This window comes from Microbacterium sp. WCS2018Hpa-9 (assembly GCF_031843745.1).
Classification (GTDB): Bacteria; Actinomycetota; Actinomycetes; order Actinomycetales; family Microbacteriaceae; genus Microbacterium.
Genome location: NZ_JAVTIY010000007.1, coordinates 1 through 14,669, shown reverse-complemented (window position 1 = coordinate 14,669; position 14,669 = coordinate 1). Strand labels below are relative to the sequence as shown.

The 14,669-nt window shown below is 67.6% G+C and carries 16 protein-coding genes; 5 read left to right on the top strand and 11 right to left on the bottom strand.

Features of this window, described 5'->3' with window-relative positions:
* Positions 1-69: 69 nt before the first annotated feature.
* From RQG82_RS14770 to RQG82_RS14755, 4 genes are all read right to left on the bottom strand, one after another.
* Complete coding sequence (locus RQG82_RS14770) at positions 70-1,578, bottom strand: glycoside hydrolase family 32 protein (protein ID WP_396653631.1); 1,509 nt, start codon at positions 1,576-1,578, stop codon at positions 70-72.
* An 81-nt stretch (positions 1,579-1,659) separates the two neighbouring features.
* Positions 1,660-2,493, bottom strand: a complete 834-nt coding sequence (locus RQG82_RS14765) for a carbohydrate ABC transporter permease (RefSeq protein WP_311259804.1) — start codon at positions 2,491-2,493, stop codon at positions 1,660-1,662.
* Between the two features lie 8 nt (positions 2,494-2,501).
* Positions 2,502-3,440: a sugar ABC transporter permease gene (locus RQG82_RS14760; protein WP_311259803.1), complete on the bottom strand. Its 939-nt coding sequence runs from the start codon at positions 3,438-3,440 to the stop codon at positions 2,502-2,504.
* A complete protein-coding gene (locus RQG82_RS14755) occupies positions 3,440-4,822 on the bottom strand; it encodes a sugar ABC transporter substrate-binding protein (protein WP_311259802.1) in 1,383 nt (460 codons plus the stop codon). Before RQG82_RS14755 ends, RQG82_RS14760 begins: the two co-directional genes overlap by 1 nt.
* A 196-nt stretch (positions 4,823-5,018) precedes the next feature.
* Here RQG82_RS14755 and RQG82_RS14750 point away from each other — a divergent pair, with 196 nt between their 5' ends.
* A complete protein-coding gene (locus RQG82_RS14750; RefSeq protein WP_311259801.1) occupies positions 5,019-6,092 on the top strand; it encodes a LacI family DNA-binding transcriptional regulator in 1,074 nt (357 codons plus the stop codon).
* A gap of 70 nt (positions 6,093-6,162) precedes the next feature.
* The gene (locus tag RQG82_RS14745; RefSeq protein ID WP_311259800.1) at positions 6,163-6,915 is read left to right on the top strand and encodes an SDR family oxidoreductase; all 753 of its coding nucleotides are present in this window, start codon (positions 6,163-6,165) and stop codon (positions 6,913-6,915) included.
* A 142-nt stretch (positions 6,916-7,057) separates the two neighbouring features.
* Here RQG82_RS14745 and RQG82_RS14740 read toward each other — a convergent pair whose 3' ends face one another.
* From RQG82_RS14740 to RQG82_RS14725, 4 genes are all read right to left on the bottom strand, one after another.
* On the bottom strand, positions 7,058-8,272 hold the full coding sequence (locus RQG82_RS14740) for an MFS transporter (protein WP_311259971.1): 1,215 nt from the start codon (positions 8,270-8,272) through the stop codon (positions 7,058-7,060).
* An 83-nt stretch (positions 8,273-8,355) separates the two neighbouring features.
* Entirely contained in the window at positions 8,356-8,646 is a 291-nt protein-coding gene (locus RQG82_RS14735) for a hypothetical protein (RefSeq protein ID WP_311259799.1), read from the bottom strand.
* 3 nt (positions 8,647-8,649) lie between these two features.
* On the bottom strand, positions 8,650-8,979 hold the full coding sequence (locus RQG82_RS14730; RefSeq protein WP_311259798.1) for a hypothetical protein: 330 nt from the start codon (positions 8,977-8,979) through the stop codon (positions 8,650-8,652).
* Positions 8,980-9,050: 71 nt separating this feature from the next.
* A complete protein-coding gene (locus RQG82_RS14725; RefSeq protein ID WP_311259797.1) occupies positions 9,051-9,500 on the bottom strand; it encodes a MarR family transcriptional regulator in 450 nt (149 codons plus the stop codon).
* Positions 9,501-9,620: 120 nt separating this feature from the next.
* Between RQG82_RS14725 and RQG82_RS14720 the strand changes: the two genes are divergently transcribed.
* Together RQG82_RS14720 and RQG82_RS14715 are read left to right on the top strand one after the other, a co-directional pair.
* Positions 9,621-9,878 (top strand): hypothetical protein, encoded by a 258-nt coding sequence (locus RQG82_RS14720; RefSeq protein WP_042537280.1) that lies wholly within the window; start codon positions 9,621-9,623, stop codon positions 9,876-9,878.
* The gene (locus RQG82_RS14715) at positions 9,878-10,435 is read left to right on the top strand and encodes a MarR family transcriptional regulator (RefSeq protein WP_311259796.1); all 558 of its coding nucleotides are present in this window, start codon (positions 9,878-9,880) and stop codon (positions 10,433-10,435) included. The genes RQG82_RS14720 and RQG82_RS14715 overlap by 1 nt, the downstream gene beginning before the upstream one ends.
* 45 nt (positions 10,436-10,480) lie before the next feature.
* Here the strand turns inward: RQG82_RS14715 and RQG82_RS14710 are convergent, their stop codons facing one another.
* The 3 genes from RQG82_RS14710 to RQG82_RS14700 form a co-directional block, all read right to left on the bottom strand.
* Positions 10,481-12,058, bottom strand: coding sequence for an MFS transporter (locus tag RQG82_RS14710; protein ID WP_311259795.1), 1,578 nt, complete (start codon positions 12,056-12,058; stop codon positions 10,481-10,483).
* Positions 12,059-12,158: 100 nt separating this feature from the next.
* On the bottom strand, positions 12,159-12,332 hold the full coding sequence (locus tag RQG82_RS14705) for a CsbD family protein (RefSeq protein ID WP_082477872.1): 174 nt from the start codon (positions 12,330-12,332) through the stop codon (positions 12,159-12,161).
* A gap of 56 nt (positions 12,333-12,388) precedes the next feature.
* On the bottom strand, positions 12,389-12,637 hold the full coding sequence (locus tag RQG82_RS14700) for a hypothetical protein (protein WP_311259794.1): 249 nt from the start codon (positions 12,635-12,637) through the stop codon (positions 12,389-12,391).
* Positions 12,638-12,728: 91 nt separating this feature from the next.
* Between RQG82_RS14700 and RQG82_RS14695 the strand changes: the two genes are divergently transcribed.
* Positions 12,729-14,345 (top strand): SDR family oxidoreductase, encoded by a 1,617-nt coding sequence (locus tag RQG82_RS14695; protein WP_311259793.1) that lies wholly within the window; start codon positions 12,729-12,731, stop codon positions 14,343-14,345.
* The last annotated feature ends 324 nt before the right edge of the window (positions 14,346-14,669 follow it).

Below are 14,669 nucleotides of genomic sequence, written 5' to 3'. Positions count from 1 at the left end.
TATTCCGCGATGGGTCGACGAACTTCGCGCGAACGCAGCCGTCGCGCCGGCTACCTCAGCTCGGCACCGTCAGCACGGCACCTCTGCCACGGCGACGCGCGCCTCGCGCAGCGCTCCCCCCACGGCCGCCAGCGAACATGTGCGATGCGAGGAGGCGGGGATCAACGCGGTGAGCACCCGGTCGCCGTCCTCCGCGAACAGCTCGAGCGATGACACCCGATCGTTCAGCGCGTCGATCCAGATCTCCCAGGCGATCTCCCCCGCATGCGCGATGGGCATCGACATCGACCCGCCCACCCCCGCGGGGGGAACCACATCAGGTCGGACGACGTCGATGCGCCCGTTCGCGTGGCTCTGCCGGATGACGACGTCGCCGGCGTCAGCATCCGCGATGCGCAATTCGACGCTCTCCGCGTCTCCGAACTCCGCCGTGACACGGATCCGCACAGCATCCGCCAGCACAGCATCCGCCAGCGCAGCATCCGTCGATCCGACATCTCCCAGTCCCGCCGCCACGGCGACGCGGCCCGTCAGCGAGCCGAGCTCGGTGATCTCGTCAGACCCGACCTCGATCACCGGCGTCTGCCGCAGACGCACCACGCCCCGTCGATCGCGAGTGAGCGAGAGCCTGCGCGGAAGAGTCATCGCGCTGCGGTACTCGGAGGACTCATCGTGAGGGATGCTGCCGGCATACTGCCAGTTGTCCATCCAGGCGATCAGCGTCCGCTCGTGCCCGGCGAGGCCGTCGAACGTGACGCCGGCGTAGCAGTCGGGACCGAAGTCGATCCAGCCGTACGCCTCCAGCTCCTCACGCGACTGGCTGCGGTCGAGCAGGAGCTCCGGCCCGGGAGTCGGGAGGGGCTCAGTCGGCCGGAAGGTCGCGCCGTCGAACTCGCCCACGATGTAGTGGGTTCCCGAGCCGCCCGCGATGCCTCCGGGGTTGAGGCTGATGAGCAGCACCCACCGCACATCGTCCTCATCGCCGTCGACGGCGAGCCGGAACATGTCGGGACACTCCCAGACCCCGCCGACGGGGCCGGCCGGACCGTACGACGAGAGATAGGTCCACGTCTTGAGATCGTCGGAGCGGTGGAAGAGCACCTGCCTGTCCTCCGCCTCGACCGCGACCATGACCCAGTACGCGTCGGCCCCGTCGTCATAGCGGAACACCTTCGGATCACGGAAATCGCTCGTGCCGCGGTCGAGCACCGGGTTGCCCCGGTACTTCGTCCAGACGTATCCGCCGTCGGTGCTGTAGGCGAGAGCCTGCGCCTGGCGCCCGGCCGCGGCCGCCGTGTAGAGCGCCACCAGCGGGGGCTCCTCGGCCGTGCCGAACCCAGAGGTGTTGCCGTGATCGACCACGACGGAGCCGGAGTAGATCTGCGCCGTGTCGTCCCAGAGGATCGCCGGGTCGTGCTCGGTCCACCGCGCGAGATCGGTGCTCGTGGCGTGCCCCCAGCTCACGTCCGCGTGCGAGACCCCGTGCGGGTTGCACTGGAAGTACAGGTGATAGAGGCCGTCGTGGAACACGAGACCGTTGGGATCGTTCATCCAGTTGTTGCGCGGAGCGAAATGCATACGCGGTCGAGCGCTGAGGACCGGGGGAAGGTCAGTGGGGGTCAAAGGGGCAGTCGTCTTTCTCTGAGGGGTGGGCGTCGGTCACTTGCCGACGCCCGCTGTGAGTCCTTCGCGCAGCGGCTTCTGCCCGAAGAAGAACACCAGGAGTGCCGGGATCATCGAGAGGATCACGCCGGCGAGCACGGTCGAGACGCTGCCGGTGCCGAGGTTGCCCTGCAGCGTCACCAGGCCGAGTGGCAGCGTGAAGTTCTGGTCGCTGATGGTCATGATCAGCGGTCGGAAGAACTCGTTCCAGTGATAGTTGAAGGCGAGGATGCCGACGATCGCGAGCCCGGGGGTGGCCAGCGGCAGATAGACGCCGAAGAACGTGCGCCAGGGTCCTGCCCCGTCGAGCTGGGCGGCCTCACCCAGCTCGGTCGGGATGCCCATGAAGTACTGACGCATCAGGAACGTGCCGAACGCGGTGGGGAGCGCAGGCACGATGAGCGCGAGCAGCGTGTCGGCGAGGCCCATGCCCCTCACGAGCATGAACACGGGGACGATCGTCACCTGCAGCGGCACCATCATCGTCGCGAGAATGAGCGCGAACATCAGCTTCTTGTGGCGGAACTCGAACTTCGCGAACACATAGCCGGCCATCGCAGCCGAGAGCATCTGGCCGGCGGCGACCAGCATCACCACCAGGGCGCTGTTCCAGGCGTAGAGCCAGATCGGGATCTTGGTGAAGACGTCGGCGAAGGCGCCGAACCCCACGCTCACCTCTTGGGTCACGCTGTCGGTCGGCGAGAGCGCCGTGATCAGGGTCCAGACGACGGGCCCGAGGGTCAGCAGGGCCGCGAGTCCGAGCAGGGCGAACTTGCCGCCCGTGCCGAGGGTGTAGAGCCAGGAACGCTTCTTTGCGACTGTCGTTGTCATGATGGGCCTCACCCGTAGAAGACGAATCGGCGGCTCAGCCGGAACTGGATGGCCGTGACGAGCATGATGAGAAGGGTCAGCACGATGCCGATGGCAGACGCGCCACCGAAGTCGAGCTGTCGGAACGCGGACTCGTAGATCACCATCACGGCGGTGCGGGTCTCGTCGCCGGGGCCCCCGCGGGTCAGCACCCACGGCTGGTCGAAGATCTGCAGGGCGTTGATGATCGCCATCACGGATGCCACGAGCAGCGTCGGACTCACCAGGGGCAGCGTGATCATGCGGAACTGCGTCCACCCCGCCGCACCGTCGAGGGACGATGCCTCGTAGACCTCGCTCGGGATCGCGGCGAGCCCTCCGATGAAGAGCAGGAACGTGAACCCGAAGTTCTGCCACACGTAGACCAGGAGCACCACGACCTTCGCGCCGAATCCGGTCGTCAGCCATCCGACATCCGCGATGCCGATCAGATTGAGCGTCTGGTTCACGAGGCCGAACTCCTGGTTGAACAGGTAGGCCATGATGAGCGAGACGGATGCCGCCGACAGGATCAGCGGGAAGAACAGCGCCGACCGGAAGAAGGTGCGCAGCCAGTTCGGCATCTTCGATTGGACGAGCACCGCGAGCACGAGAGCGACCCCGAGCTGCAGGATGACGGCGACGACGACGAAGCCGATGGTGTTCAGGAACGACACGCTCACCGTCGGGTTGGCCGCCAGGTCGACGAAGTTGTCGAATCCGACGAAGACCGGGTCGGAGATGATGTCCCAGCGGAAGAAGGCCAGGACGAACGATCCGATGATCGGGACGAAGTTGAACAGCCCGAGACCGATCAGGGTCGGTGCCAGGAAGACCCAGATGATGGAGCGCCCCGAGCGGGCGACCGTGCCGGTCTCGCGACGCGCTGCGGGTGGCACGGTGAGAGTGCGGGTGGTGTTCTCGGACATCAGTTTCCCCCCAGTGCGAGCTCGAGATCTCGCTGCATCGTCTCGAGCCCTCGGCGGACTCCGGATGGACCGTTCGTGATGGTCGACACCACGTTCTTGAGCAGCGCGGATTCGACGGCGGCCTGCTGCGGAGGCGCCGGCATCGGACCGGTGTCGGGGAACTTGTCGAGGGTGTCGTAGAAGACCTCCCAGTGCGCAGGCCCCACCCCCGCGCCGTAGAGCTCGGCGTTGAGCGAACGACGAGGGAGTGACGAGTCGGGCTTCGGGTGGGCGATCGTCATGCCCTCGACCGAGACGCAGTACTTGAGCCACTCCCAGGCCGCGTCCTTGCGGGGCGAAGTCTCCATGATCGCGTAGCCTCCCGCACCGAACTGGTGCCGTTGCCCCGCCATCCGGGGGAAGTAGGTCACGTCGTAGGCGTCGTTCGCGACCCCCGCCTCCTCGAGGCCGCTGACCCAGAAGCCACCAGCAGGGGTCATCCCGACCGAGCCGGTGGAGAACAGCGAGACCAGCTCGTTGCCGCCGCCCTGTGCGGGGTTCGCGGCGAGGCCCTCCGAGACCATGCGCTCGAGCACCGAGAAGCTCTCGACCGCGTGCTCGTTGAGCGCGTCGGCCTGCTTCCACACGTAGCCTCCGCTGCGGGCCGGCTGGTCGGGATAGAAGCGGTCCCACAGCCAGTCGCCGCCGCTCGCCTTCTCCTCGTGCAGGAAGCTCGTGTTGTTCACGTAGAGCCAGGGGACGACCCCGCCCCACAGCCGGTTGTTCCAGAAGTACGGCAGGAACTGCCCCGACGCGCTCTTCTTCATCGCACGGGCGGTGCCGAGGAAGTCCTCGAGCGTCCAGTTGTCGGCGGGGCGCTCGAGCCCCGCGCGCTCCATGGCCTTCGTGCTGTAGAACACGTTCGCCGCGTTGAAGTTGTCGGGCATCTGGAACAGGCTGCCCTGATACATGAACGCCTCGATGAGGGTCGGGTTCACGTCGTCGAAGTACTCCTTCATCTCCGACGCGTCGCGGCGCACATAGTCGTCGAGCGGGTGTGCGAGGCGCGAGGCGAAGAGCTGCGCTCCCTCGGTCGCGACCGTCACGACGTCGGGCGGCGTGCCGGCCGCGATCATCGTGAGGATCTTCGCGAAGTACTCGCTCCAGTCCTGCCCTTGGATGGCCACGATGCGCACCGAGATGCCGGGGTGCTTGCGCTGGAAGCCGTCGACCAGCGCCTGACGCGCCACCGCGTCCTGCGCGGTGCCGAAGAGGGCGACCGTCAGCGTGTCTGTGCCGCGTCCGGAGATGTCGGCTCCGGTGAGCCTCGGCCACGAGACGACGGTGCCCACGATTCCCAATCCGATCGCGCCGAACAGAGCCCTGCGAGTGAGATCAACCACGATGTTCTCTCCTGTGTGAATGACTTCGCAGCGAGGGAAGCGAGTCCCTGCCACGGAGCTAAATTGATTCAGCATCGCCGAGGCTAGCATCACGGATGTGACGCCGCAATGATTTTGCTAAATCAATTCAACCTGCCTGGTTCCACGGCATCCTATGCACTGCCTAAGCTGGAGATGTCACGACAGGAGGAAGCCGGTGCCGAAGAACGTCGATCGCAGGCCGACGCTCGCCGACGTCGCCGCGCTCTCGGGCATGTCGAAGACCGCCGTCAGCATGATCCTGAACGACCGGCCGGGTTCACGCCTCTCCGCCGACGCGGCGCGCCGAGTCCGCGCTGCGGCCGAGGAGCTCGGCTACCGACCGAATCCCGCGGCCCAGAGCCTGCGCCTCGGAAGGACGAAGACACTCGGCTTCATCTCGGATCAGATCACGGTGACCCGCTACGCCTCTGAGATGATCCGCGGCCTGCTGTCTGCGGCGAAGGAGCACGGCCACACCGTTCTGATCGCCGAGACCGAGGGCGACGACGCGACCATCTCGGATGAGATCCAGGCGATGATCGACCGCCGGGTCGACGGCATCCTGATCGGACTGCTCGGCGCCCGCATGATCGAGGTGCCCGAGACACCCGCCGACGTGCCGGTCGTGATCGTCAACGGCACGTCGACGACGGGGCATCCCTCCGTGCTCCCCGATGAACGAACCGCCGGTCACGCGATGGCGCGCCTGCTCACAGACGCCGGCCACCGCCGCGTCGGCGTGATCGGCAACAACCCGCGCGCGGTCTCGTCTCCCCTGCACTCGGTGACCATCGGCCCGCGATTCGACGGCATCCGCGCCGCCTTCGCCGAGGCCGGCGTCGATCCGTTCATCATGGACGTCCCCGACTGGAACCCCGACATCGGATACACGCGGACGCTGCAGATGCTCGACGCGCACCCCGACATCACGGCGATCCTGGCCGGCAACGACGGCGTGGCATTCGGCACCTATCAGGCGATCGCCGAGCGAGGACTCCGCGTGCCGGACGACATCTCCGTCGCCTCGTTCGACGACGAGGAGCTCGCCAGCTTCCAGCGACCGGGGCTCACGACCGCGCGGCTCCCGTACGACGTGATGGGGCGCACAGCCGTCGAGATGCTGCTCGGCGAGCGCCCGCTCGGCGCCGTGCTGATCCCGATGCCGGTCATCGAACGGGCCTCGATCCGGGGCCTGGATCGACCCGCCGAGATTCATTCAGACGAATCCATCTCCTCATCGGAGGCGTAGGCTGGAAGCCGAGGACGGACCGTCCGAGAAGATCTCCCGGCACCGTGACCGTCCGAGAGAGGAGCCACTCGTGGCTCAGTACGACGTCTCGAACCGCTCGGCGATCGTGACGGGAGCAGGCAGCGGAATCGGTCGCTCGACCGCGCTGCTGCTCGCCCAGAACGGCGCAGCGGTGGTCGTCAACGATCTGAACGCGGACAACGCGAATGCGGTCGTCGAGGAGATCCGCGCCGCCGGCGGCATCGCCGAGGCCTCCGTCGGAGACGCGACCGACACCGGCTGGATCGCCAGCTCGGTCGAGCTCGCGAACACGCTCGCCCCACTGCGCATCGGCGTCAACAACGCCGGCATCGGCGGAGCATCCGCCCCCACCGCCGAGTACGACGATGAGGCCTGGGACAAGGTCATCTCGATCAACCTCAACGCCGTCTTCCGCAACATGAAGGCGCAGATCCCCTCGATCCTCGCGAACGGCGGCGGCTCGGTCGTCAACATCGCCTCGATCCTCGGCAGCGTCGGCTTCGCGAACTCGCCCGCATACGTCGCGGCCAAGCACGCGGTCGTCGGCATGACCAAGTCGGCCGCCCTCGAGTACTCCGCCCAGGGCGTGCGCGTGAACTCGGTCGGCCCCGGCTTCATCGACACCCCGCTGCTCGCCAGCATGGATGCCGCTGCGAAGGACTTCCTCGTGAGCAAGCACCCGATCGGCCGTCTCGGCCAGGCCGACGAGGTCGCGAACCTCATCGCCTTCCTCGCCAGCGACGCCGCCAGCTTCATCACCGGCAGCTACCACCTCGTCGACGGCGGCTACACCGCCCTCTGAGGTTCGACCCGGGCCGGGTGTCACCACCGTTTCGGGGGCCGACACACCAGGTGTCGGCCCCCGATCCACGTCCGGTTCGGCAAGTGGCGTTGTCGGCCCCCGATGTGGTTGCCGACGCGCTGTGCGAGCCCACCGGCGCCGCCTACCCCCGCGGGCGACGCTTGTCGAGCACGCCGGCGAGCAGCACCGCGACCAACGCCGCGGCCGGTGCCACGATCAACCCGGCCCGCAGGCTCTCGGTGTCGGCGATGAAGCCGACGAACGGCGGCGAGAGCAGGAACCCGAGGCGCAGCAACCACGACACGATCGTGAGACCGGCTCCCGGCCGCAGGCCCGGCAGCTCGTCCGCCGCATGCATGGCCGCCGGGATGAGGGTCGCGATGCCGAAGCCGACGGCGGCGAATCCGGCGATCGTTCCGGGCACACTCGGGAAGATGAGCGCAAGGGCCATGCCCGCCGCGGCGATCAGGCCTCCGACGCGGGCCACGGCGCGCTGACCGAAGCGGTCAGTCATGCCGTCGCCCAGCATCCGTCCGATGAACTGCGCTCCGACCAGAGCGATGAATCCGAGAGGTGCGATCGCGGCGGCAGCACCGAGCGAGTCGCTGAGGTAGAGGGTCGCCCACGAGTTGCCTGCATCTTCGGCGATCGCCCCGGCCATCGCGATGAGCGTGAGCGCGATGAGCATCATCACGGTGCGAGGGCTCACACCACGGCGCACCGTGGCCTGCAGTTCGGCCGGTTCGGCCGTCGCCTCGGCATCCGCCTCTTCATCGCGACCCGGCAGGCAGAACCAGAGCGCCGTGAAGGCCACCGCCGCGAACACCGCGGTCGAGATGCCCAGGTGCACGCCGAGAGGCAGCTGCAGGGCGATCGCCGCCGCAGCCATGCCGCCACCGAGCACCGCACCGATCGACCAGATGGCGTGGAACGAGTTGATGATCGAGCGGCCGTAGCGCCGCTGCACCCGGAGCCCGTGTGCATTCTGCGCGACGTCGGTGATCGCATCGAATGCTCCGCCGAGCAGCAGGGCGACGGCGAACAGGATGCCGGAGGGCGCCAGCGCCGCGGCGAGCAGACCCAGCCCCGTGGCGATCGTGCCGATCACAGCGATCCGCGCCGAGCCGAAACGGCGGATCAGCACAGCGGCGAAGAGCCCGGCTGCGATGGCTCCTGCGGGGAATGCGGCGATCGCGAGTCCGTACCCGGCATTGTCGAGTTCGAGTGCGGCCTTGATCTCGGGGTAGCGAGGAAGGATGTTGGCGAACAGCGCGCCGTTCGTCAGGAACAGCGCCGAGACGGCGATCCGCGCGCGACGGGTCGCCCGGTCCGTGGCGGGCCGTCGAATCGATTCGATCGAAGTCACAGCAACGACCGTACACGCCTCAGGGCGTCGCCGAAAATCGCTCTTCCGACGCGGGAGTCGACGCCTCGCCGCGATCAGCCCAGCAGCGGTTCGACCTGCGCTGGCTCCTCGGTGAGCATCGACGCCGCAACGATCGCAGCCTTCGCGTCATCGAGGCGGTCGAACTGACCGATGAAGTCGGACTGCGCCCCGAACGCTCTGAATCCCTCGCGGGGCGTGCCGGTGATCGAACCGAGGAACTGACGTCGGTCATTGCCGACATGGAAGCCGGGGTCGACCTCGACCCACAGCCCTCGCGGCCGGGATGCCGAGCGAACCCGAGCACCGGTCACGGCCTTGGCGGCATTCCTGATGCGGGCAGACATGGTTCACGCACTCATCGCATGCAGGGTGCGCGAGCCGTCGACCGCCCGGGCGAACTCCTCACGGGTCAGATCGAGGCCCCCCGCGGAGCTCGCGGCGTTCATCATCGCCACCACCAGTGAACGATCGACATCTGCCTCCTGCGTCATCGAGAAGCGCAGCGGAATCGATGCGTGCACCCAGATCGTCTCTGCGACACCGTCGCCCATCGCGAGCGTGAGCGGGAAGGACTCGTTTCGCCGCAGCTTCGTCACGATCACGAGCCGCAGGTGCGTCATCAACCGATCGTCGAGCTCGATCGGCGTTGCTGTGTTGCCGTACGTCAGACGTCCCATGATCTCTCCCTCAGACGAACATTACGTTGAGAAATAGATTACTAGGTTACCTAGCTAAATCACAGTCGGACCTAGGGGAGGTCGCCGATCTCCTCGGCCAGGCGTCGCAGGAACCGGGTGATCGTATCGGTCTGCTCCGGGGTGAACTCGCTGGCGAGCGACTCGATGCGCTGCGTCAGCTCATCAGCCTGCGCGTTGAGATCGCGGAGCGACGGGCGCAGCACCTTGGAGCGGGCATCGGCAGGATGCGGCCCCACGACGATCTGACCGCGCTCTTGAAGTCGACGCAGCAGGCTCGTGATCGCCGCCGTGCTGACGTTCAGGTGAGCGGCGAGCCCGCCCGGCGTGGCGGGGGCGTCATCAGGGGCGTCGAGGATGTACCTCATCGCCTCCCTGTCGGTGTCGTTCGGCGCGCGCACCGCGGCAAGGCGTCGCCCGAACTGGGCCTCGGCCCTGCGAAGTTCGTCGACACGCGCGACGAGTTCGGTCACCCGCGTCGTCGTCTCAGTCCTGCTGCTCATGCGTCACCCCCTGACCCTTCCATGGTACTCGACAAACAGGTAACCAGGTTGCCTAGCGAAATCCAATGCGACCAGCCACTCTGATGAAGTGAGATGATGGAATTCTGGGAAAGGGGCCTCATGGTCGAGCGATTCGCACTCGAGGATGCCGGGTACATCATGTACGCCGACATGATCGACCGTCTGCGCGCGGACTTTCCCTCCGTGCCTGCGTGGCGGATCGATCAGATCGTCACCGCCGAACACGACGCGATCACCGGCGGGATACTCCGGATCGTGCCGGCCGAGGTCGAGTCCGGCGCGGCCGAGATGCTCGCACGCGAAGCGGAACCCCGTGGAAGTGAAGAAAGCCTGAGCGATGATGGCGAGGTGGCGTGATGGAGCGCTCTGAGGAGTTCGGCCGTTCCGGCTACTGGTACCCCGAGGCCGACAGCGCCAGCACCGTCGACGTCCTGAACCTGCTGCGTCGCTACCGCGCGGCCGAGACCGCGATGCGGGAACGCACACGCATCTCGATGAAGATGAACGAGACCGACCTCGTCGCCCTGCGTTTCCTGCTGCGCGAGCAGCGGGCCGGCCGCATCGTGCGAGCCATCGACATCGCCCGCATGCTCGACATCTCCACCGCATCGACGACGACGCTCATCGACCGCCTGGAGAAGGGCGGGCACGCGAGGCGGGCGCCGCACCCGACCGATCGACGTGCCGGAATCGTGGTGCCGACGGTCAGCAGCGACGACGAGGTGCGAGAGACCCTCGGTGCGATGCACAGGCGGATGCTGGCACTGGTCGACGAGATGAGCGACAAGGAGCGCGCCGTGGTCACGCGGTTCCTCGCCGGCATGACCTCGGCCATCGAAGAGGCGTCCGATCTCGACCAGGAACTGCGCGAGGTCATCCGCTCGCACGAGGAATCCGAGTCCTCCGGCGAGTGATCGTTGAGAGCCGGCCGACGATCGGCCGGCCACCCGACGCTCCGATCAGGCCCTGTCGACGTCGCCCTTCGCCTGAGCGTCCGCCTCTCCCTCGGCATCCGCTGCGACCGCCACCCGCTCGGGGAACAGCTCGTCGAGATCGAGGTCGGGATTGTCCTCCTGCGTCTCGACCAGCTCGACGGCCTCCTCGATCGTCTGCACGCTCGGCATGGCACCCGGAAGCGGCCTGCGCGCCGACTCCTTGAGCACGATCACGGCGATGAAGCCGGCGATCGACGTACCGATCACATAGAAGGCCGGCGCCAGCGACGAGCCGGTGAGCTGCACGAGCGCCTCCATCACGACCGGCGCGGTGCCGGCGAAGAGCGCCACGGCGAGGTTGTACGAGATGCCCATGCCGCCGTAGCGCGACGATGTGGGGAAGAGCGCGGGCAGCGACGACGCGAGGTTCGCGACGTAGAACGTCACCGGGAAGGCGAGCAGCACGAGGCCGAGCAGGGTCGACCAGATCTCGCCGTGCATCATGAACAGGAACGACGGCACGGCGAGCACGATCGCCGAGATCGACCCGATGAACAGCACCTTGCGGCGTCCGATCCGGTCGGAGAGCTTGCCGGTGAGCGGGATGCAGAGCGCCATCGCCACGAGCACGGGCAGAGTGAGCAGAGTGCCGTGCACCTCGTCGTAGCCCAGAGTGCCGGTGAGATAGGTCGGCATGTACGAGGTGAGGGCGTACCCGACTGTGTTGGCGGCGGCCACCAGCACGAAGGCCGTGAGCAGCTCGCGCCAGTACGCGCGGATCAGCGCGAGGACGCCCTTCGGCGCATCCGGAGAGGCCTGCGCGTCGTCAGCCGCGCGCTTCGCCGAATCCTGCGCCTCCTGGAAAGCCGGAGTGTCTTCGATCTTGAGACGGAAGTAGATCGCGATGAGCCCGAGCGGCAGTGCGACGAGGAACGGGATGCGCCAGGCGAAGCCCTGCATCGTCTCGGCCGACAGCGTCAGCTGCAGGATCGACACGAACGCGGCGCCGATCGCGAAGCCCATGTACGACCCGAGGTCGAGCAGCGAGGCATAGAAGCCGCGGCTCTTGTCTGGCGCGTACTCGGTGATGAAGGTCGTGGCGCCGGCATACTCGCCACCGGTCGAGAAGCCCTGCGCGAGCTTGAGCACGATGAGCAGGATCGGCGCCCAGAGGCCGATCACGGAGAAGTCGGGCAGCACGCCGATGAGGAACGTCGCCGCCGCCATCATGATCAGCGTGAAGGCCAGCACGCGCTGGCGGCCGAGCCGATCACCGAGCTGGCCAAGCACGATGCCGCCGAGCGGACGGGCGATGAACGTGACCGCGAACACGCCGAGCGAGAAGAGCGACTGCGCGCCCGCGGACGCATCCGGCAGGAACGCGCGGCCGATGATCACGGCGAGATAGCCGTAGACGCCGATGTCGTACCACTCCATGAGGTTGCCGACCACGGTGCCGGCGACGGCGCGGCGCAGCATCGGGCGGTCGACGACCGTGACGTCTTCGACGGTGAGTCGTCGTGGTTCGTCTGCCGCCGGTCGCAGGCGACGGATCAGCCGCTGCCACAGGTTCAGGGTGGTGCTCTTCAGGGGATCGGACATCGTGCCATCTTCCTTCTCTTGCGGCATCCGCTTGATATGACGGGCCGCACAAACGGCGGGGAGGCGGCATCTGCCGCCTCCCCGCACTGTGTTGCTGGTGTCAGCTGTTGAACGCGTCCTTGACGTTCTCGCCAGCCTTCTTGACGTTGGCCTTCGCCTGATCGGCGCGGCCCTCCGCCTCGAGCTTCTCGTTGTCGGTCACCTTGCCGGCAGCTTCCTTCGCCTTGCCGGCGAGGTCCTGAGCGGCGTTCTTGATCTTGTCATCGAGTCCCATGGGGGATCCTTTCTCTTATCAGCGGTGGTCTGTGGTCGGGATCCTGCGGTGTCGTCTCACAGGGGGATGTCGAGTGCGAAGGCAGCCAGCGGCATGGCTGCCGCAGCGATGATCGCGATGAGGCCGGCGACTCCGGCGGACTTCCACAGGGGCGTGCCCGAGGGAGCGAGCGGGACGCGGCGGATCCCGGTCGAGCTGCCGACGGCCGCGCGCGCCGAGAGCGGGGCGAGGTCGAGGGAGTCGGTCGAGCTGATCCGGCGCGATCGCAGATCTCGACGTGTGGGGTACTGCGCTGCTGTCGACATGTGATCACCTTCCTCAGAGAAAAGATTACTAGGTGAACTAGTGAATCGCCAGCCTAGTGAAATATTGATGTATTCCGCTTACGCTCAGGAGATGACCGAGCTCACCCAGCCCACCGGGCACGAAGAGGCCCTGCGCGCCCTCCCCCGCGAAGACGGATCGGCCCCTCGGGCACTCGTGCTCGGAGCCACCGGATACATCGGCGGGCGCCTGACACCGCGACTGCTGAACGCCGGGTACCAGGTGCGCGCGCTGGCCCGTGACGCCGCGCGTGCGGCATCCTTCCCCTGGGGCGCGGAGTGCGAGATCGTCGAGGGCTCGGCCGACGATCCTGAAGCCGTCGCCGACGCCATGCGCGACGTCGACGTGGTCTACTACCTGATCCACTCGATGACCGCGGGCAAGGGCTTCGAAGAGAGCGATGAACGAGCGGCCACGACGGTGGCGGATGCCGCGGCGAAGGCCGGCGTTCGGCGCATCGTCTACCTCGGGGGCCTGCACCCCGACGACGTGAAGCTGTCGCCGCACCTGCGCTCCCGCGTGCGGGTGGGCGAGATCTTCCTCGAGTCGGGCGTGCCGACGCTCGTGCTGCAGGCGGGCGTCGTGATCGGCTCGGGCTCTGCGTCGTTCGAGATGATCCGTCACCTCACCGATGTGCTGCCGTACATGCCGGCGCCGAAGTGGGTGCGCAACCGCATCCAGCCGATCGCCGTGCGCGACGTGCTGCACTACCTCCTGGGGGCTGCCCGCGTGGATGACGAGGTGAACCGCGCGGTCGACATCGGCGGACCCGACGTGCTGCGCTACGGCCAGATGATGAACGGCTATGCGCTCGAAGCCGGACTCCGTCAGCGAGCGATCGCCGCGCTGCCGGTGCTGACTCCCGGTCTCGCGTCGCACTGGGTGAACCTCGTGACGCCGGTTCCGCGGTCGATCGCGCGCCCGCTCGTCGCGTCGCTGCAGAACGAGTGCATCGTGAAGGATCGCGCCATCGACGACCTCATCCCCCGCCCCGACGGCGGGCTGACCCCGTATCGCACGGCGGTCTCGCTCGCGCTGGGTCGCGACGCCGCAGACACCATCGAGACGAGCTGGCAGGATGCCGAAGTCTCGGGCGCCCCGAGCGATCCGCTGCCGAGCGACCCGGACTGGGCCGGTCGCACCGTGTTCACCGACACGCGCAAGCTGCGCACCGCCGCACCGGTCGACGGACTCTGGCGGGTGATCATCGGCATCGGCGGCACGAACGGCTGGTATTCGTCGAAGTTCCTCTGGGCCGTGCGCGGCTGGATGGACCGCCTCGTCGGCGGCGTGGGCCTTCGCCGCGGACGCCGCAGCAAGGCCGAGGCGCGAATCGGAGACGCCATCGACTTCTGGCGCGTCGAGGCCGTCGAAGAGCCCGGACGCGCGACCGACGCCTCCCCCGCGAGCGGTGGACTGCTGCGCCTGCGCGCCGAGATGAAGGTGCCCGGCGACGCATGGCTCGAGCTGCGCGCACTCCCCGACGGCGACGGTTCGCGCTACGAGCAGCGTGCGGTGTTCTTCCCCCGAGGACTCGCCGGTCGGTTGTACTGGCTCGGCGTGCTGCCGTTCCACGGCTTCATCTTCGCGGGCATGGCGGCGAAGATCACCGCCGCCGCGGCCGTGCCGGTCGAGACGGTCGGGCATGGCGCGGCATCCGCTTCGGGCGCGGCATCCGCCGTCAGCTGAACCCTCTGCTCGCTGCCCATCTCGCGCTCGCGTGCGGGGTCAATTCCGCATCGCGACTCCCGGACGGGGTCACTTTCGCATCGCTGCTCCCGTGCGGGGTCACTTTCGCATCGCTGCTCCCGTGCGGGGTCACTTCCGCATCGCGACTCGCGTGCGGGGTCACTTTCGCATCCGAAACCGTTGATTCCGATGCGTTTTTGACCCCGCACCGCGTCGGCCTCTCATGCGAGGTCAATTCCGCACCGGAAGCGGGCGGTCCGGATGCCGTTCCGGCCATGCACCGGGTCGGCGGGCGTGCGGGGTCGAGTTCGCATCCGGGGTCGC